Annotated in this window: 16 protein-coding genes; 3 read left to right on the top strand and 13 right to left on the bottom strand. The window is 41.4% G+C overall.

Annotation, left to right across the window (positions count from 1 at the left end; all coding sequences use genetic code 11):
- Positions 1-70 precede the first annotated feature (70 nt).
- The 9 genes from AK823_RS13360 to AK823_RS13320 all read right to left on the bottom strand — a co-directional run bounded on the left by AK823_RS13360 (position 71) and on the right by AK823_RS13320 (position 9,498).
- Entirely contained in the window at positions 71-1,339 is a 1,269-nt protein-coding gene (locus AK823_RS13360; protein ID WP_068329862.1) for an MFS transporter, read from the bottom strand.
- Between the two features lie 324 nt (positions 1,340-1,663).
- Positions 1,664-1,909 (bottom strand): (Na+)-NQR maturation NqrM, encoded by a 246-nt coding sequence (gene nqrM, locus AK823_RS13355; protein ID WP_068038672.1) that lies wholly within the window; start codon positions 1,907-1,909, stop codon positions 1,664-1,666.
- A gap of 129 nt (positions 1,910-2,038) precedes the next feature.
- Positions 2,039-3,196: an FAD:protein FMN transferase gene (locus AK823_RS13350; RefSeq protein WP_082785735.1), complete on the bottom strand. Its 1,158-nt coding sequence runs from the start codon at positions 3,194-3,196 to the stop codon at positions 2,039-2,041.
- A 130-nt stretch (positions 3,197-3,326) separates the two neighbouring features.
- Entirely contained in the window at positions 3,327-4,562 is a 1,236-nt protein-coding gene (gene nqrF, locus AK823_RS13345; protein WP_068038669.1) for an NADH:ubiquinone reductase (Na(+)-transporting) subunit F, read from the bottom strand.
- A 178-nt stretch (positions 4,563-4,740) separates the two neighbouring features.
- Entirely contained in the window at positions 4,741-5,349 is a 609-nt protein-coding gene (gene nqrE, locus AK823_RS13340; RefSeq protein WP_068038666.1) for an NADH:ubiquinone reductase (Na(+)-transporting) subunit E, read from the bottom strand.
- Complete coding sequence (locus AK823_RS13335; protein ID WP_068038663.1) at positions 5,349-6,020, bottom strand: NADH:ubiquinone reductase (Na(+)-transporting) subunit D; 672 nt, start codon at positions 6,018-6,020, stop codon at positions 5,349-5,351. The genes nqrE and AK823_RS13335 overlap by 1 nt, the downstream gene beginning before the upstream one ends.
- A 1-nt stretch (position 6,021) precedes the next feature.
- Positions 6,022-6,924 (bottom strand): Na(+)-translocating NADH-quinone reductase subunit C, encoded by a 903-nt coding sequence (locus tag AK823_RS13330; RefSeq protein WP_068329860.1) that lies wholly within the window; start codon positions 6,922-6,924, stop codon positions 6,022-6,024.
- Entirely contained in the window at positions 6,905-8,140 is a 1,236-nt protein-coding gene (locus tag AK823_RS13325; RefSeq protein ID WP_068038656.1) for an NADH:ubiquinone reductase (Na(+)-transporting) subunit B, read from the bottom strand. The genes AK823_RS13330 and AK823_RS13325 overlap by 20 nt, the downstream gene beginning before the upstream one ends.
- A gap of 5 nt (positions 8,141-8,145) precedes the next feature.
- Positions 8,146-9,498, bottom strand: a complete 1,353-nt coding sequence (locus AK823_RS13320) for a Na(+)-translocating NADH-quinone reductase subunit A (protein ID WP_068329857.1) — start codon at positions 9,496-9,498, stop codon at positions 8,146-8,148.
- A 916-nt stretch (positions 9,499-10,414) separates the two neighbouring features.
- Here AK823_RS13320 and hisA point away from each other — a divergent pair.
- From hisA to AK823_RS13305, 3 genes are all read left to right on the top strand, one after another.
- Positions 10,415-11,152 carry a 1-(5-phosphoribosyl)-5-[(5-phosphoribosylamino)methylideneamino]imidazole-4-carboxamide isomerase gene (hisA, locus tag AK823_RS13315; RefSeq protein WP_068038650.1) on the top strand — a complete coding sequence of 246 codons (738 nt, stop codon included), beginning with the start codon at positions 10,415-10,417 and terminating at the stop codon, positions 11,150-11,152.
- A gap of 71 nt (positions 11,153-11,223) precedes the next feature.
- On the top strand, positions 11,224-12,885 hold the full coding sequence (locus AK823_RS13310) for a mechanosensitive ion channel family protein (protein ID WP_068329855.1): 1,662 nt from the start codon (positions 11,224-11,226) through the stop codon (positions 12,883-12,885).
- A gap of 87 nt (positions 12,886-12,972) precedes the next feature.
- Positions 12,973-13,263 (top strand): hypothetical protein, encoded by a 291-nt coding sequence (locus AK823_RS13305; protein WP_228138874.1) that lies wholly within the window; start codon positions 12,973-12,975, stop codon positions 13,261-13,263.
- A gap of 86 nt (positions 13,264-13,349) precedes the next feature.
- On the opposite strand, the gene rnr is transcribed toward AK823_RS13305, so the two are convergent.
- From rnr to thrS, 4 genes are all read right to left on the bottom strand, one after another.
- The gene (gene rnr / locus AK823_RS13300) at positions 13,350-15,617 is read right to left on the bottom strand and encodes a ribonuclease R (protein ID WP_068038641.1); all 2,268 of its coding nucleotides are present in this window, start codon (positions 15,615-15,617) and stop codon (positions 13,350-13,352) included.
- Positions 15,618-15,742: 125 nt separating this feature from the next.
- Positions 15,743-16,987 carry a toxic anion resistance protein gene (locus tag AK823_RS13295; protein WP_068038638.1) on the bottom strand — a complete coding sequence of 415 codons (1,245 nt, stop codon included), beginning with the start codon at positions 16,985-16,987 and terminating at the stop codon, positions 15,743-15,745.
- A 335-nt stretch (positions 16,988-17,322) separates the two neighbouring features.
- Positions 17,323-17,826, bottom strand: coding sequence for a translation initiation factor IF-3 (gene infC / locus AK823_RS13290; RefSeq protein ID WP_068038635.1), 504 nt, complete (start codon positions 17,824-17,826; stop codon positions 17,323-17,325).
- A gap of 23 nt (positions 17,827-17,849) precedes the next feature.
- Positions 17,850-19,784 carry a threonine--tRNA ligase gene (gene thrS, locus AK823_RS13285; protein WP_068329853.1) on the bottom strand — a complete coding sequence of 645 codons (1,935 nt, stop codon included), beginning with the start codon at positions 19,782-19,784 and terminating at the stop codon, positions 17,850-17,852.
- Positions 19,785-20,343: the final 559 nt, after the last annotated feature.

Raw genomic sequence — 20,343 nt, 5'->3', positions numbered from 1 at the left:
CTTTAATAATTCACAAGTCGGCATTATTAATGACTGCTGATAGTTAATAATACATCAAACACGCTTTAAGCTAAGCAGGGCGACCATCGACCATCACTGGACGACTTACCATCCAAGCAATCACAACATTGATAATCATCAAGATTAGCATAATAAAAAGCGGTAAATCCCAGCTGCCAGTCGCTTCATGTAGCCAACCAGTCCCTAATGGACCAAAAAACGCAATCAAATATCCAACGAATTGAGCCATGCCAGACAGCTCGCTAGATTGGTTAGTCGTATAGGTACGTAGCGAGAACAACATCATGCTTAAGGTAAAAATCGCTGAGCAGCCAATGCCCATTAAGCCTGACCATAACCATGCAAGGTCAGTAGATAAGTAGCTTACCCCTATGATACCAATGACGTTTAACACAGCAGCAAATACCGCCAACGCTTGAATAGGACGCCCCCGGTTTACCAGCCAAGTTAAGCTTAAAATAGCGATCGGTGCCATAAATTGAAACACCGAACCCATTTGTCCGGCTTTAACGGCTGATAGTCCTTGGCTTACCCAAATAGATGGCAAGAAACTGGCAACGGTATAGAACAGCAGTGACTGCAAACCCATAAAGACTGCAATTTGCCAAGCAAAAGGCGTGCGCCACATGGATATCTCTGAAGATCCTGATGCAGGTGGGACAACCGCTTGATGACTAGATGAGCCGAGACGCAGACGTAAAAATACCCAAAGTACAATGGCAAATATGCCTAAAATCGACCAACCACCAAGCGCCCACTGCCAGCCTACCTGCTCAGATAGCGGTAGTACGACTCCTGCTACTATGCCTGCCGTCACCGTCATCGTTAGACTAAACAAACCAGTAATCAGCGGAATATGATTCGGCGTACGCTGTTTAATAACGGGCGCAGCTAAGGTATTGGCAAAACCAATGGCCAACGTTAGTAATAATGTGCCACTTAAAAACCCAATCCAAGTTGGCATAACGGTACGAATAATCATACCCGTCGTTAATAACGCAATCATCACAATCAGCGTATTCTCAAGCCCAAAGCGCTTACCAATTGATGGTGCGATAAGCGCGCCCACTGCAAAAGTCAGCATGGGCACTGCACCTAGCCAACCAATCTGAGTCTCAGAAATATTGAGCGCATCTTGTACTACTGGCGCAATAGAGCCAAGAGCAACGATTGGCGCACGCATATTGGTGGCAAGTAAAATCATGGCACATAACACGAGCCAAAAAGTGAAGCGTGATGAGGGCAGCTTAAATGACTGCGAGTTTGGAGAAGTAGACATAGCAGCACGACTATTAGAGTAAGAAAAAGGACACGTCATTAAACAGCGTCGATAGAGTCGTCGCTTGCAAATAACACCATAGAAAACGCACCTAAACGGTGATTGATATAATAAATCAGAACTAGAAAGTACTTGCAGAGCGCAAGAAATACAAGCTTGCTACCTTATTGAATAGGGCAAACATAGTATATGAGTAGTGACTTTGAAAAGCTGACTATTTTGAAAGCTGATTATAAAGAGCTATTTATAAATAATTGCACAGCACAACTAAAAATAGCGCCAATCCATTTCAAAGGACTAGACGCTATTATAGGAACAGATGTTAGGTAAATACTACCAGCGTATGGTAACTAGCGCAGGCGTTTATACAGATTTACCTAATTGAGCGGCTTTTAACGCATTTTCTTGCTGTTCAGCGATGATTGAGTCACATTTATTAGGATCATTACCACAGAATGAGCAGTTTTCATCGCCCATCAATTTAGCAACACCGCCACAAGATCCTCTAAGCGGCTTTTTCTTGACCATATAGCCAATACCCATAAATACAAAGAACAATATAAATACGGTAAAGGTGATGGCAAGCATGGGAAGCAATTGACTAAACATAGAGGAAACCTCGTTTTTTAAAAATAGAGGTGCTATCTTTATTTATAGAGATAACACCTTAATAGTATAGCAAATTTTTGCACTGTCCGTTTACTCTTCGAGTATTCTTTAAAGCATAATGATTAGAGATTAAGGCTGTTTATCAGCACGTAATGCTTGCATCGCAGGCGTCTGTACTACTTGCCAATCATCGAGACTATCTACCGAATCGTTCGGTTGTACTCCATCAGCTAATATCACAAATAGTGCGGCTAAATTTTGTTGTTTAGCGACACTAAGTGCCTTCTCATAAGGCATAGCAGTGAGAGCAGTTGCCCATGCATCCGCAAGTGCGACTGAGTCTGCCGCAACAGTTACCGAAGGTGCACCACCAACGATAGGTTTTCCAGTAGTAGGGTCAATCGTATGGCTATAGTGCTTGCCATCGAATATCACTGAATTACGGTAGTTGCCTGAAGTCGCTAGATGTAACTGGTTGTTGGTTTTTATAGGTTGACGAATAGCAGTGATAGTCTGGCGCTCGCTCACAGTACTACCCTCAATAGGGGCATCGATGGCGATTTGCCAAGGCTGTTGTTGATTGCTAACGCCAGCAGTCGCAATTTCCCCACCAATCTCAACCATATAATTACGAATTTGATAACGATCTCTGAGTACATCAGCGATGACATCGACGCCATAACCCTTCGCTACTGCCGAAAAATCCAAACCAATACCATCTTTAGTTTTGTAGATCGTTTGATCTTGTTTTACGACACCATCAAAGTCTACCAAGGCACTTGCTTGTGCAATAGCCTCTGCACTAGGTGGGCTTTGTAAGCGTTCAACGGTCATGGTGCTACCAAACCCCCAAGTATTGATAAGAGGCATAACGGTAGGATCAAATGCTCCACCGGATTCGGTATAGACTTGTCGCGAGACATCGAGCACGCGACTAAAATCGGCATCAATGATGATAGGCATGTCTTTACCTAACTTATTGAATTTAGAGATAGTAGAATCAGCTTGGTACGTCGACATACTGTCATTGATCTGTTGCAAACGTTCGTTGATAGCCGCTTGGATATCTGCTTCATCGACATCTTCTGGCAACTGGTAACTGATATGGTAGCTTGTGCCCATCGTTTCACCGATCAAATAATTATAATCAGGCGTTTGTTGACAGGCTGTTAAACCAGCTAGGCTAAGTGCTGCAGCAGCAAATAATACAGTATTACCTGCTGTCCTTCGTTCATCCTGAGGCTTAGTTGTAGGTAAGCTTATGTAGGATTTATCTTTAGTTAACATGGTGGATTTATCCAACAGCAAAAATGGATTAAAAAAAAGAGCGCCACTATTGACGCTCTTTTTTATGCATTTCATAGTGACCGTCAAAATAAGCATAAGTCAAAATAAACAAGTATTTTAACTATTAAGCTTAACCGCCAAAGTCATCAAGCATGATGTTTTCATCTTCAACACCAAGGCTGTGTAGCATATCGATGACGGCAGCATTCATCATTGGTGGCCCACACATGTAGTATTCACAGTCTTCTGGGTTTGGATGGTCTTTTAGATACTCTTCTAGCAAGACATTATGAATAAAGCCAGTATAGCCGTTCCAATTGTCTTCAGGAAGTGGATCAGATAAGGCCACATGCCACTCAAAGTTATCAAACTCTTCTTCTAGTTGATCGTAATCTTCAACATAGAACATCTCACGAATAGAGCGCGCACCGTACCAAAAGCTGATCTTACGATCAGAATTTAAGCGTTTAAGCTGATCGAAGATATGCGAGCGCATTGGAGCCATACCAGCACCACCACCAACGAAGATCATCTCAGCTTCTGTATCTTTAGCAAAAAACTCACCGTAAGGGCCTGATACCGTAACTTTATCGCCAGGCTTTAAGCTAAACGTCCAAGAAGACATTTTGCCTGGTGGAATACCGTCAGGACCACGTGGAGGTGGACTTGCGATACGAATATTAAACTTGATGAGGCCTTTTTCTTCAGGATAGTTGGCCATTGAGTAAGCACGAATGACCGGCTCATCAACTTTTGAGACATATTTGAAGATACCAAATTTTTCCCAATCTTCTCTATATTCCTCATCAACATCAAAGTCTTTATAATGTACTTCATGCGGTGGCGCTTCTAGCTGTACATAACCACCAGCACGGAAGTTAACTTCTTCGCCATCTGGAATTTTCAGCACCAACTCTTTAATAAAGGTTGCAACGTTATCGTTCGAGATAACCTCACATTCCCATTTTTGTACATCAAAGAATTCAGGATCAATCTCGATTTTCATATCTTGCTTGACAGCTACCTGACAAGCCAAGCGCATATGATTACGGATTTCACCTTGAGTAAAATAGCCTTCTTCGGTGGGTAAAATAGAACCACCACCTTCAATAACACGGCAGCGACATTGAGCACACGTACCACCGCCACCACATGCTGAAGATAAAAATATACCTTCGCTGGCAAGAGTTTGTAGTAGTTTACCGCCTGCTGGAGTCACAACATCATTATCGGGATTATCATTGATATGAATAGTAACATCGCCTGAACTGACCAGTCTTGAGCGTGCCGCCAAAATAATGGCAACGAGGCCCATGATGATCAAGGTAAACATAGCAACGCCACCAATCGCCGTAGCATAATCCATGATATGTATCCTTAATCTATGGGGTAGGGGTGCGGGAGTATGAATTTATCACTCTACCCGAACGCCTACCGAATAAATGAATTAAATAGGTCAAATAGCTAAATAGGGTTTTAAGCTAGAGCATCCGCTAATTCATGAATTAAACAATCAATTAATTAGCGGCACTAAGCTTAGCGGTTTAAATGGACATACCACCGAACGACATAAAGCCGAGCGACATAAGGCCAACCGTAATAAAGGTAATACCAAGACCACGCAGCGGTGCTGGAATGTCTGAATATTTAAGCTTTTCACGAATACCTGCTAATGCGGTGATAGCAATTGCCCAACCAAAACCTGCACCTACGCCATATACCACAGACTCACTAAAGTTATAGTCGCGCTCTACCATAAACAGTACGCCACCTAAAATGGCACAGTTTACAGTAATTAGCGGTAAGAACACGCCAAGAGCGTTGTATAAACTTGGCACAAACTTGTCCAAGAACATCTCTAATATCTGTACGGTAGCTGCAATGAGACCAATATAACTTAGTAGACCTAGGAAGCTAAGATCAATATTAGGGAAGCCTGCCCATGCCAGCGCACCATCTTTTAGGATGAACTGGAACAATAGATTGTTCAATGGCACAGTAATGGCCATTACTACAATGACAGCAACCCCAAGACCGATAGCTGTGGAGACTTTTTTGGACACTGCCAAAAAGGTACACATGCCTAAGAAATAGGCAAGCGCCATATTCTCAATAAAAACTGAGGTTATAAATAAACTAATATAATGTCCCATTAGTGACCGCCTCCGTGTGCCATACCTTTAGACTGCGGCTTCATTACAAACTCTGCTTCTTCAACCTGTTCTGGTTTCCAAATACGGACAATGGCAATGAATAAACCAATAATAAAGAACGCTGATGGCGGTAGTAGTAATAGACCGTTTGGTAAATACCAACCACCGTCAGTTACTGGTTGTAGGATAGTGATACCGAACCACGTTCCTGAACCTAAGAGCTCACGGATAGTAGCGACGAATAGCAGTACCGCAGAGTAGCCAAGACCGTTACCAATACCGTCTAAAAAGCTTGGTACTGGTGGATTACTCATGGCAAATGCTTCTGCACGGCCCATGACGATACAGTTAGTAATAATCAAACCAACGAATACCGATAGTCCTTTACTGACATCGTAAGCAACTGCTTTTAGCACCTGATCGACCAAGATAACCAATGAGGCGATAATCGTCATCTGTACAATAATACGAATACTTGATGGGATTTGCTTACGAATAATTGAGATAAAGAAACTTGAAAAAGCCGTTACCAATGTCAATGCCACACACATGACTAAGGCGTTGGACATACTCGTCGTTACCGCCAACGCCGAACAGATACCTAATATCTGTAGGGCGATGGGGTTATTATCAAAAATAGGCGAGGTTAAAATACTTTTTGTGTCAGCCATGTTATGCCTCCTTGCCGTTTGCTACTGGTAGCGCTGCTGCCAGTTCGGTTGTAGGTTGAGCTGCCTTGTTATCTGATTTGGCTTGTGTATCAGCTTTATCAATTGTTTGACCGCTCTCTTCGCGCAGCGCATCTAGGTAAGGTTTATAGCCTTGCTCACCTAACCAAAACTGAATCATGTTGCTTACACCGCGACCAGTAAGCGTTGCACCGCTGATACCATCTACCCAGTTTTCTTTTGGGTTACCAGCTTTGGTCACACCAGTAGCAACATCACCATTTTCATCATATGAATGGATACCGCTCCACTTTGCGCGCCACTCTGGCTCTTCGATACGAGCGCCTAGACCTGGGGTTTCTTTATGCTCATAAAAGCTAATACCTTTAATGGTATTCATATCGCTTTCAAGTGTTAAGAAACCGTAGATAGTGCCCCATAATCCATAACCTTGAATCGGTAGGACTACCATTTCAGGTTGACCTGCGTCATCATTTTTAACATAGACTTTTGCGTATTTAGGCTTACGGCCAATACCAGCAGGATCGTTGCTACCTAAGTCTTCACTCAAAGCTTTATTCTTAGTTGCTTGACTAGCATCATAAGCATTGCGATCAGGAATACCCGCTACTTTCAAAGCGTCATCATCGAGATAGTTACCTTTGTTTAAATCAACAATCTCGACTTCAAAATCTTTAAAGCGTTCAGCAACGTCTGCAGCGGTGTCAGATTCAGCATCATACATACCGGCTGCTACTAGGATGTTTTTATTACGATCTAAGCGTGCATTTTCAACTTGCGCCGGTTTGAGACCAACTGCAACTGCTGAAACCAATACTGAACACACCAAGCATAGCGTCAATGCCACACTGATGGTTTTTGTATTATTACTTTTGGGCTTGGACATAACGAACCCTCCGAGCTGTTTGGCGTTTGATGTTTGCTTGGGTCACAAAGTAATCAAACAATGGAGCAAATAAGTTAGCAAATAGAATGGCCAGCATGATGCCTTCTGGGAAGGCTGGATTGACTACTCGAATCAGTACCGTCATAAAGCCAATCAAAATACCATAAGCCCAGCGGCCGTTATTAGTATGTGCAGCTGAAACGGGATCAGTTGCCATAAAGACAGCACCAAACGCAAAGCCACCAATAACTAGATGCCAATAAAATGGCAGGTTCATCATTAGATTGTCTTCAGAGCCAATCATATTAAAGACAAGAGAGGTGGCAATAAGACCAACCACACAGCCTGCCATAATGCGCCATGATGCGATGCGTGTCCAAAGTAGAACGGCCGCACCCATCAAAATTGCAAGCGTAGATACTTCACCGATGCTGCCTTGCATATTACCTAAGAACGCATCACCCCAAGTGATCGCATTGCCATAGACATCAACGAAGTCCTGAGGAGTCACACCAAGTGCTGCAAGGCCAAGTGGCGTTGCGCCTGAGAAACCATCGACTGCTGTCCATATTGAGTCACCAGACATATAGGCTGGATAAGCAAAGTATAAGAATGCACGACCTGATAGAGCAGGGTTAAGGAAGTTTTTACCAGTACCGCCGAAAACTTCTTTAGCAACGACTACACCGAAGATGATACCTAAAGCAACTTGCCATAATGGAATATCTGGCGGCAAAATCAGTGCATACAGTACAGAGGTCACAAAGAAACCTTCGTTTACTTCATGCCCACGCACTACGGCAAATATAATCTCACAGAGAATACCAACACCAAAGGTGACGATATAAATCGGTAAAAATTGCATTGCCCCGTAGACTAAGCTTGCCCAGATACTATCTGGATTATAGCCAGCCATGCCAGTGATTATGGTACGCCAGCCCTCAGGTTGCAAACCCAATTGAGCGATGGCGGTTAACGCTTGATGACCGACGTTGTACATACCCCAAAACATTGCTGGAAAGGTACATAGCCATACGGTAATCATAATGCGCTTCAGATCAATACCGTCACGTACGTGTGATGAGGCATAAGTCGTTGAGCCTGGTTGACGTAAAAACGTATCAAACATCTCAAAGATAGCGTAGTACTTTTCGTGTTTGCCACCTTTGGTGAAAGACGGCTCCATACGATCGAACATATTGTGTAAAAATTTCATCGTGGTTAGCCCTCCAGCTCAATGCGCGTTAAGTTATCACGCAAAATATCACCGAATTCATATTTGCCAGGAGATACGAAGGTGCATAATGCTAAATCTTCTTCGTCTAGTTCAAGTACGCCTAAATCAACCGCAGTGATAATATCTTCAACGATTAAAGCACGTAATAGCTGGGTCGGCAGATAATCTTGCGGCATGACCTCTTCATAAACCCCGATAGGTACCATTGCTCGCGGTGAGCCATTGCTCGTCGTGGTAAAGTTATACTTCTTGCCACCAAAAAATTGCGAAATATAAATAGGAAGTTTAGAGAAGCGATTTGCACCCGGACTAAAGAAGTGAAACGCTGGGCGCTCACGACCCTCAGATAGCACACTGATCTGATTGTGAAAACGACCAAGGTAGGCCACATTAGTAAACAACCTGCGACCAGACAGAACTGAGCCTGAAATAATACGGTTCTCGCCAGCAGCCAATTGACCTTTCGTCAATACTGTAATATCGGCACCGCGCTCAGTTGCCACTAAATGCGGGGATTTGACCGCAGGGCCAGCTAAGCTTAGCAGACGGCGCGTATATAAACGACCAGTGGTAAAGAGTTTGCCAATAGCAATCACATCTTGGTAGCCAATCGTCCAGACGGTCACACCGCGACTAATTGGATGCAAAAAGTGAATATGCGTACCAGCAAGACCTGCTGGATGTTTACCCGCAAAGCTATGATACTCAGTAACATTGTTTGTCGCCGTATGTGGCACTGGTGCTATATTGGCTTCAGAATGATGACAAACGAAAGTCTTAGGACTCAGCGTTGATAAAACAGCAAGGCCGTCATTGAACGCTTGTGTCTGTTCATTAATCAGCAGCATCGGGTCAAACGCTAGTGGATTGGTATCCATAGCGGTGACGAAGATAGCATGCGGACGAGCGCCAATATCAGGCGCGCGGCTATAAGGACGCGTACGAAATGCAGTCCACTCACCAGAAGCAAGCAATTGAGTTTCAACAGCTTCAGAGTCTAAGTCAGCAAGTTGCTGGGAGTCATAGCGCTGAAACTCTACTTCTTCACCGTTTGGGTCAACCTCAATTACAAGACTTTCAAAGACACGACGTTCGCCACGTTTAATGGCGATGACTTTACCAGCAGCAGGGGCAGTATAAATAACACCCACTCGTTTTTTGTCTTCAAAAACGGGTTGACCCTTAGCTACGATGTCACCTTCTGTGACATTCATCGTAGGCTTCATACCTACGTAATCGTAACCAACGAGTGCCACATGTGCTGGTCTGTGCTCTGATATCTCGCGGGAGGGCTCACCTGTGATGGGCAAATCCAAACCTTTCTTGATGGTAATCATAAGCGAAAACTTAGTCCATAGTCTAAAACGATACCAGACGTCCTGTTTGGTACGACGGCAGTATTAGCAAAAGCTTAATTAAAAGCTATCAATCAGCAGCCCTAAAGCAAAGCTGTGATTGAACGCCTTAAACGTAAAGCTTAAGTATTACTGCAAGTAAGAGTATTAACGCTGACCTTAGACTCCTTAACAACACGTTAACGTCTTATTCGAATTACCAATATGGCGACCGGCTACCAAGATGCATGATAAATCTATCAAATTAAAGTAAACCTCCAAAGCTAGTCGCTTAGAGTGAGCACTTTAATTCAAAGATAGGCTTACCATGCGTTTTATTAAAATTTGAAACATTGTAATACTAGTATCATATAGATGAGTTCTAGGATGGTCACAAGACCGTTAGACTCAATATATGATAATCTGATCAAAAACAAACCAATTAAATGATTAGCATACAACTTCAAACCATGCCAATCTACTCGTTACTGGTTTATCGGAATAACAGACAAGGTTATGGTCAACATTTCACCGATTTGTTGTCTGTACTTTGTCATACCTTTATAGTCGAACATTATCAAGCTATCTGTAGATGCTCGTCATGCGTGGCTAAGATATAGAAACAAATACAAATTTACCTAGGATTATACGCTAAATTAACCTAAAATTGCCAGTTAGTAATTGAATTTATCTAATTGTAGTGCCGAATTTAAAGGCTGAAACTTATAGTTATCAATAATTAATTTTAGCCAAACGACGACTAGAATTCTAACTAAAAACACAAACTTAAGTTGTATCTAATCTGTTGAATATAAATATTCAGTTAAGTGCATACTTTATATTATTTTCTTAACATTTTTCAATTATTGTTGTTTCTGTTTTACTTTTTTTAATAAAATATTTTTATAAGGAATGCTGTATGTGTGCTGCGCCTGTGATTATTCCAGCTATCGATCTCAAAGATGGCAAATGTGTACGCTTAAAACAAGGCCGTATGGAGGATGATACGGTATTTTCTGATGACCCCGTAGCGGTAGCAGGTCGCTGGGTTAAAGAGGGAGCAAGGCGTCTGCATTTGGTTGACCTTAATGGCGCATTTGATGGTGTACCCGTACATAAGCGCGTGGTTCATGATATTGCTAAAGCTTATCCCAAACTACCTATTCAATTAGGCGGCGGGGTACGCAATCTGCATACTATTGAGCAATATATCACTGCAGGCCTTACTCATATTATTATCGGTACAAAAGCGGTTGAAGATCCTGATTTCGTTACTGAGGCTTGTCGCGAGTTTGCAGGACACATTATCGTTGGTATTGATGCCAAAGACGGTATGGTAGCCACTCATGGCTGGGCAAATGTCACCGATACTAAAGCAACTGAGCTTGCCAAACGTTTTGCTGATGTTGGTGTATCGTCAATCGTCTATACCGATATAGCTCGTGATGGCATGATGCAAGGCGTCAATGTTGAGCAAACGGTCAATTTGGCACGTGAGGGTGGTTTGCCAGTGATCGCTTCAGGCGGTGTCACTGATATGCAAGATATTAAACTGTTAAAGCCTTATGGTGATTGTATTGAAGGTATCATTACAGGGCGCGCCATTTATGAAGGTACACTAGATCTTGGCGAGGCTCAAAGTTATCTAGACAGTTGATAGTCTATTAGTATAGTTGCCTATGTTTATCATATAGGCAATTATAGTTGATACATTAATAAAGGATACTTATGATAGCTTTTTTTGACCATCTATCTATACATAAATATTTGCAAGTCCTAGGTCAGCTATTATTATCAATTATTATTTTTTATGGCTTGCCTGCTCATGCCGTTGGTGAAGAGTTGGAAAGCATTGCAGCAGTATCAAATGTAGATAGCAATACTTCTATAAGCGCAGAAGAAGAACCTGCTACAGCGCCTAAACCAGAAAGTAACGTGTTAGAGAGCATAGAAGATGGTGGTAGCGCGTTACCTACTGCACCAACGCCGATAGAGGCACCGCCAGTTATCAGTGGTGAGAGCACTAATAATGCTCAAATTGAAACCACACCTACCCCGCAAAAAGACAATGACATTCGTCAGCGTATTAGCGGTATTTTCTCCGAGATTGATGGCTTACAGACAGTCAATGTCAGTGTTACCCAAGGTGTTGTCACTTTAACAGGGGAAACCCCGAACGAGAAAAAAGCCCAGCAAGCGATTAACCTTACCAATCGCTTAACGGATGTAGTGACGGTTGAAGATAAGATTAATCGTACGCTCGATGTACAAGATAATGTTTCAACAGTATATCAAGGCCTCAAAACTCAAGGTACAAATTTAGTCAAAGCTTTACCGTTATTATTGGTAGGCATTGTTATATTTGGCATTGTGGCTTGGTTTGGCAGTTGGTTGTCCAAACGTCAAGGAATATGGCAGCGTTTGACTCCCAATCCCTTTGTAGCCGAGCTGTTATCCCAAACGATTAAAGTGATTTTTATTGTTTTTGGTCTAATTTTGGCGTTGAGCTTGATAGGTGCAGAGACTATTTTAGGCACGCTACTTGGCGGTGCAGGGGTAATTGGTATTGCTGTTGGTTTCGCAGTAAAGGATTCTATTGAGAATTATATTGCCTCTCTCATGCTAAGTATTCGTCAACCATTTCGTGCTCGTGATCAAGTAAAAATCAACGAGCATGAGGGTATTGTAGTGCGCTTGACCTCACGGGCAACTATTCTAATGACGTTAGACGGTAATCAGTTACGTATTCCGAATGCCGAAGTTTTTAAAGGAATTATTTTAAACTATACTAAAAATCCTGAGCGCCGTTTTACCTTCGAACTAGGTGTCGATGCTAACGATGATCCATTAGCGGCAATTAAAGTTGGACTAGACGCGATAGGCACATTAAGTTTTGTCTTAGACAAACCTAAAGCTATCGCTGTCATCACTCATGTTGGTGATTCTAATATCGTTCTTGAGTTTCAAGTTTGGGTGGATCAGTCAGAGACTGACTTTGCTAAAGCACGTAGTATTGCTATTCGTGAAACTAAGCATGCTCTAGAAAACCAAGGCTTTAGCCTACCTGAACCTATTTATCGACTACGTTTTAATAATAAATTAGAAAAAGCATTTGAGCACATGCAAAATGGTAAAGGTATAGACAGTTCTGAGCTGACTGTGACGCCCATGACTTCTGTACCAGAGAATGAGCAGAGTAGTGAAAATTCAGCAGATGATAAAGATAAAAAACAGGCTAAAGCGCGCGCTAAGCAAATCCTGAATGGAGATAATGTTGATGACGTGTTTGATGCTCGTCCTGATGAAAAACTGATGGAAAAAGTTGAACAAGAAATTGCGGAAAGTTCTAATGAAACGGATTTATTAGACAAAAATAGTCCGCAAGAATAATCTTTATCGTAAGGTATAAAAGTTAGGCATAATAAATGCATTGTAAGATGACAAACTTAGCAATATCACGAGAAGTAAGTCATGCAGATGAAACATTTAATTATCCTAGCACTGATAGGTATTGTCATTTTACTAGGTTTCAATATCATCAATGGTAATCGCCATGAGCAAAATAGAGCAGTAGCACTAAGTAATGCCACGCCTATCCATACTACAGCTACAACTATGTCTAATGATAAGCTATCTAATTCAGCAAATATTGCAAGCCAGCCTTTGGGGAAGCAGCCCAAAGCTATCATGGATAATGCAACTAGCCAAATAAATCAAGCACAGCAAGTCGAGCAAGAGCGCTTAGATCAGGTGATCAATACTCAGTAGTTCACTAGAAGCACATAAATTAGAAGCATAAAAAAAGGCTAAAGATAACCTTAGCCTTTTTTTTGATTTAAGATTTAAACATCAATTTAGCTCTTTTTGCTAGCACCTTTACTGTTCCGGCTACTGCTTTTCTTAGCTGAGCTTCTCTTAGGCTGGCCTTTCTTTGTTTGATTCATCTCACTAGATTGCAACTTGGCTTTTAAATCAAAGTCAATTTGGAGCAAATCCATATTGACACCAGCGACTTTTACTTTGACCAAATCACCAAGTCCAAACAAAGTGCCTTTGTCTTTGCCGATAAGCTGCTGCTGCTGTTCATCATAGACAAAGAAATCATCACCGACATTTGAGATATGTACTAGACCATCGATATATAGATCAGTCAACGTCACAAATAGGCCAAAGCTAGTCACTGTAGTAACGACACCATCAAATTCTTCGCCTACATGATCTTTCATGTAATGACATTTAAGCCAAGATTCTACAAAACGTGAAGCCTTTTCAGCACGGCGTTCGGTATCTGAAGTCTGCGTACCTGCACCATCAAGAGAGAAGTCCATGACGGGATGCTGACTATTAGTTACTTTCGCTTTAATGGCACGATGTAGCATCAAGTCAGGATAGCGGCGAATCGGTGAAGTGAAATGGCTATATTCATCATATGCCAAACCAAAGTGACCGATGTTATCAGGTGCGTAGTTGGCCTGCATCATCGAGCGTAGTAACATGCTGTGGATACTAACCGCATCAGGACGATCTTTCGTGGCTTCAATAATGCGTTGATAATCCGCTTGCGTTGGGCTTTCTTCTGGAAAGCTTAAACCAAAGTTTTTTGCGTATTCATGAACACGCATTGATTTTTCGCCATCAGGCTTATCGTGATTACGATATAGTACAGGTAGCTCGTTTTTCAATGCAAAGTTTGCCGCACAGGTATTGGCAAGTAACATGCACTCTTCGATGAGCTTATGAGCATCGCCACGAGTACGTGGCAAGATAGCCGCGATACCGCCTTTCTCATTAAACTTAATATAAGTCTCAACAGTTTCAAATTCCATCGCATGACGTTCTTCGCGCTTTTTAATGAGCAAGTCATATAACTGATGTAGCGTATCGACAGATTTTTTGACATCTTTATTATCTGTCAATGATTTTGGAATGCTGTCATCTTTTGGATTGGCAAAATAATCGTTTACTTGATTATAAGTTAAACGTGCTTGTGAATGCATGACCCCAGGATAGAATTCGTAACCTGTCACCTTGCCAGCACGCGATATTTTGATATCGGCAACCATACATAAGCGATCAACTGAAGGGTTAAGCGAACACAAACCGTTCGACAGTACTTCAGGCAACATTGGGATGACGCGATGCGGGAAATAAACTGAGGTACCACGTTCATAAGCATCTTGATCAAGTGGAGAGTTTGGCGTCACATAATGGCTAACATCAGCAATAGCGACCAGTACTCGATAGTTACCGCCAGAGCGTTTTTCAGCGAACACGGCATCATCAAAGTCACGCGCATCTTCACCATCGATAGTTACTAACGGCAAATCACGTAAGTCGGTACGACCCTTTAAGTCTTTTTTACTAGGCTCTCGGTAATCATTAGCTTGCTTAAGTGCCGCTTCGCTAAATTCAGACGGAATATCGTAATTAAGTAGGGTCGTCTCAATGATCAGCTCACGATCATTATCATCGCTAAGTACTTCGGTGATCTTACCAGTAGCAAACTCATGCTGATTAGGCCAGTCAATGACATCAACTTTAACCGGATCGCCTTTCTTAGCACCTAACTCTTGTATGTTATCTTCGGTGACTGTAATCGGCTGATGATTGTTAGGACTGCCAAGCTCAACACAGTAGCCATCTTCATCACGAGCAAGCGTACCGATAAAATGGTTTTGATGACGTTCGGTTACATCAACAATACGGCCCTCAGTACGACCACGGTTGTCTGTCGACGTACCAATAGCATTGACCGTATCACCGTTGAACACCCAACGCATTTGCTTTTCGTGCAAGAACAAATCTGGCATATCTGCCAACACGACAAAGCCAAAACCTTTTGGGTGAGCAGATACTGTACCAGTGACAACATCTTGCTGCGTGACTGTACGAAAGCGATAAGGACGCCCTTCGCGGTTAACTTGGCCATCACGAGCCATTGCTTTTAGACGATTACCCAACGCATCAAATTGATCAGGATCATTGATATCGAAAGCTTTTGCCAACTGCTGATGTGTCGCTTCACCGTGTTCAGCGATCGTGTGTAATATCAGCTCACGACTAGGGATAGGATTATCGTATTTTTGTGCCTCGCTTGAGGCGTTTGGATCATTCCAACTCATAAATTACCGTATCTATTTTTAAAATTATTAATAATGGCTATCTTAACACGAACAACAGATTAATATCTTGCGTCAATGATGTTATGTGTATTTGACAGCATGCTTTTACTGGACAAACTGCTGTATCAAATATCGATATCAGTAGCACCAGATTTGTTTGTAATCTTTTTACTATCTATTTCTTTTGAAACTTCAAGCACAGTGGTTTGGTTAGATTTGTCCAAGTATTTTTGCGCTTTATCCACTTCAGTTGTCAAAGTATTAACGGTTTGCTTCATATTTTCTAGTGCTTCAATTTTATAATTACTAATCATATCCATCGTATCGTAGACATTATTGAAAGCATTTTGTAGTTTATCAAGCTCAATAGTGCTACTGGTCGCTTGTTCATGAATTTCACCAGATTGGCGTTTAAGCATAGCTGAGGTAGACTCAATCAGACTACTAGTCGTTTTATTTAACGCTGTAATTTGATCTAGGACTAGCTTTTGATTTGTCATAGCTTGTGCAACGACTACTGCAGTACGCAATGCCGAAATGGTAGTAGTGGTAGCGCGATCAACCCCTTTAATAAGCTCTAAGTTATTTTTGCGAATGGTATCTAACGCTAAATAGCCTTGTACGTTAACAGCCAGCTGAGTCAAAAAATCAGTATTTTTTTGGCGTACATAAAATAGCATTTCTTCTTTAATGATACGTGCTTTTTCAGGGTCAGTAGCTTCTAGAGCATAGACCTTCTGCTCTAACTGTTCGTCAATCTTTTTACCAACATAGATATACTGACGAATAGATTGCATCAAATCCCACATATTGACTTTTTCTTGCTCAATCATGGCATTGTCTTTGAGTAGCTCGTCTTTACCATTGTATAGACTGGTCACCACTGCATTGATATGTGATTGCGCCGATTCATATTGGCGGAAATAATCTTGTACTTTATTGCCAAATGGAATGAGACCGAATAGTTTGCGTGAGCTGGTCAGCTCTTTTTTACTCGGATCCAAATCTTCTACAATACCGCGTAATTCAGTAAGAGATTTGGCAATCGGTGAGTTATCAAACAAGCTATCGTTGATACTCTTGGCAGGAAGTTCCAGCATCCGATTAGATACTTGTGCAGATTCACGGATTTCCTTAGTGCCTAAGTTATGAATGGATTGCAAGTTTTGCTGAAAGTCAGGACCATGCACTGGGTTGGTAATGACATGATCAACGAAAGCATCGACTTTGGCATCAAGCTCTGGAATTTGGCTCTCATCCAATTTAACCATCTGATCTGCTTCACTTTTTTCTATTTCTTTTACAGGAGCTGGAGGAGTCAGAGAGATACTTGGCGTATTCGTATTTTCTGGAGGTGTTAGTTCTTGCATAAGTTTTCCTATAGATAAGTAATAGATCAAATATTTTGGATTACTAAATAATTTTGATTATTGTCCATTATTCTAATTCAAACAGCAATTATAGTAGCTGAGAGTCTATTAATTGAATTATAGTTATTAAGTTGTTGTTAATAGAAAATGCGGAATAGATTTTAAGATTACCGTGTAACCAAAGAGTCGTGAAGGCTGATTTTGTAAAACTATGTGGTAATTAGAATAATAAATTTATGACAAACAATAGTAAAAAACCATCAATATCCCGCAGCATATTGATGGTCAAAAATAAAGACAAGTAAATATGGCAAGCTTAAATATTCGCTGTCCAATTATCTTTTCTTAGTAGGCCCAAGCAGCATACCCATTTGTCGACCTTCCATTTTTGGATGTTGTTCGACGTTTGAGATATCGGCAGTATCTTCAATGATACGTTCAAGTTGCTTACGACCAATGTCTTGATGCGCCATTTCGCGACCACGAAAGCGAATACTAACTTTAACTTTGTCTTGGTCTTCCAAAAAGCTAACGATTTTTTTCAGTTTTACCTGATAATCAGCTTCTTCAGTACTAGGACGCAGTTTCATCTCTTTAAGCTGAGTTTGCTTTTGGTTTTTCTTGGCCTCTTTCGCTTTTTGCTTCTGATCATAAAGGAAATGCTTATAATCCATGATCTTACATACTGGCGGCTTGGCATCCGGCACTAATTCAACTAAGTCTAGATTTTCATCACGTGCCGCTTTCATAGCGGTATCGATATCGACCACGCCCATTTGTTCGCCGTCTTCTCTGACAAGACGAACTTCCTTAACACTGATATCTTCATTGGTGTTCAGACGGTTTGACTGTTTAATAGGTATTACTCCTGATCTGTTTTTTGATTCTGACGGCCTTTTTCGGCAACGGCAGTCTGTACTAATTTGATGAATTCAGGGACAGTCATCACGCCTAGGTTTTCACCTTCGCGGGTTCGGACATTGACGCTGCCTGATTCAACTTCTTTATCCCCTAATACTAGCATATAGGGAATACGTTCTAATGTTTTCTCTCGTATCTTAAATCCAATCTTTTCGTTACGCAAGTCGCTAACTGCACGTAAACCTGCATTTTTTAGCTCATTAACGACATTTTTACAACTTTCTGCCTGTTTATCGGTAATATTCATAACAACTACTTGTTGCGGAGCAAGCCAAACAGGCATCCATCCAGCGTAGTTTTCGATAAGTATACCAATAAAGCGCTCAAACGAACCTAAGATTGCACGGTGCAACATAATAGGTACTTCGCGCTCATTTTGCTCATTAACAAATTCAGCATCGAGACGTTCAGGCATATTAGGATCGACCTGAATAGTACCGCACTGCCATACGCGACCTAAACTATCTTTAAGACTAAATTCAATCTTAGGACCATAAAATGCCCCTTCGCCCGGTAGATAATCCCAGTCAAGACCTGAGCTATCAAGAGCATCAGCTAAGGCTTTTTCAGCGAAGTCCCATGACTCATCGCTACCAACCCGTTTTTCAGGACGAGTTGAAAGCTTCATAATGATATTATCAAAACCAAAATCTTCATAAACAGCAAGGGTTAGCTTAATAAAGTCTGCCACTTCTTGCTGAATTTGTGCTTGGGTACAGAAGATATGCGCATCATCTTGTGTAAAGCCGCGTACGCGCATCAAACCATGTAGTGAGCCTGATGGTTCGTTACGGTGACATGAGCCAAACTCAGCCATACGTAATGGCAGGTCACGATAAGACTTTAAGCCTTGGTTAAATACTTGTACGTGACACGGACAGTTCATCGGTTTTACCGCATAATCACGGTTTTCACTCGATGTAGTGAACATGTTGGTCGCATAGTTGCCCCAATGTCCAGAACGCTCCCATAAACTACGATCAACGATTTGCGGCGTTTTGATTTCTTCATAGCCGTTATCATATTGTACTTTACGCATATATTGCTCAAGTACTTGATAAATCGTCCATCCATTAGCATGCCAAAATACCATACCTGGGGCTTGTTCTTGCATATGAAATAGATTTAGCGCTTTACCAATCTTACGATGATCACGTTTTTCTGCTTCTTCGATACGTTGGATATATGCTTTTAGCTGTTTTTTGTCTGCCCAAGCAGTACCGTAAATACGTTGCAGCTGTTCATTCTTAGCGTCACCACGCCAATAGGCACCTGACATTTTAGTCAGTTTAAATACTTTTAAGAAACGTGTATTAGGTACGTGAGGACCACGACACATATCCACATACTCTTGATGATGATACAAGCCAAAAGCTTCTTCACCTGGCATATCATTAATTAATTTGAGCTTATAATCCTCACCACGTTCTTCGAATATCTTTATTACTTCAGCACGTGGCGTTATTTTCTTGATGACATCATAATCTTGCTTAATAAGCTCCATCATGCGTTTTTCAATTTTTTCCATATGCTCAGGTGTAAACGGCATCTCACTATATATATCGTAATAAAAGCCATCATCTATGACAGGGCCAATGACCATTTTAACGTCAGGGTAGAGCTGTTTAACAGCGTGACCTAACAAGTGAGCACATGAATGACGAATAATATCGACACCGTCATCGTCTTTTGGGGTAATAATCTCAACCTTAGCATCAAAGACGATAGGATCGTAAGCATCAACTAGATGACCATCTACACGTCCAGCGACCGTGGCCTTAGCAAGACCCGCCCCAATGCTTTGTGCCACTTCCATGACTGTAGTATTGCTTTCGAAGTTTTTGACGCTTCCATCGGGTAAAGTAATCGCTACCATAATCTATTCACCTGTTTTTGAGTCCGTTGGCAGTGATGATTGCAACTATCAACCATATGACCGTGAGACCACATAAATTATATACGTTAAACGTGATACGTTAAGAGATACAGGCATTATTCGAACACGTTTAGCTCATATACAGCTGTTTGGTTGTTTATCCAACCTACTAATACAGCTAATACATAAAAAAACGCAGCAACATGCCCTTTAAATACGGTTAACTGACAGTGCAAGACAAGTAATGCCATTAGGGCAACTACTATAACAAAAACCATCTATAAACACTAGGCGGCAAGGGTTATAGAGGTAATTCACGTAGACTATAGGAAATATAATATCTAATAAAGATATTGTTGAACACATGACAAACAGATAATGGCTATATTATAAGATAAGGCTAATCGAATAACCTATGCATTTATAAACTACCTATGTCTCTTACTTCTCACTATATATAGTTCTACTTCTATTATAAGCAGCATCTATATATATAGTCACTGTCTATAATATCAATAGTGTCGATAGATAAGTCGATACAGGCTAAAGAAAGATGCAT

This window comes from Psychrobacter sp. P2G3, assembly GCF_001593285.1.
In the GTDB taxonomy this organism is placed as follows: Bacteria; Pseudomonadota; Gammaproteobacteria; order Pseudomonadales; family Moraxellaceae; genus Psychrobacter.
Note: the sequence above shows the minus strand (reverse complement) of the source record. Positions and strands in the feature narration are given on the sequence as shown.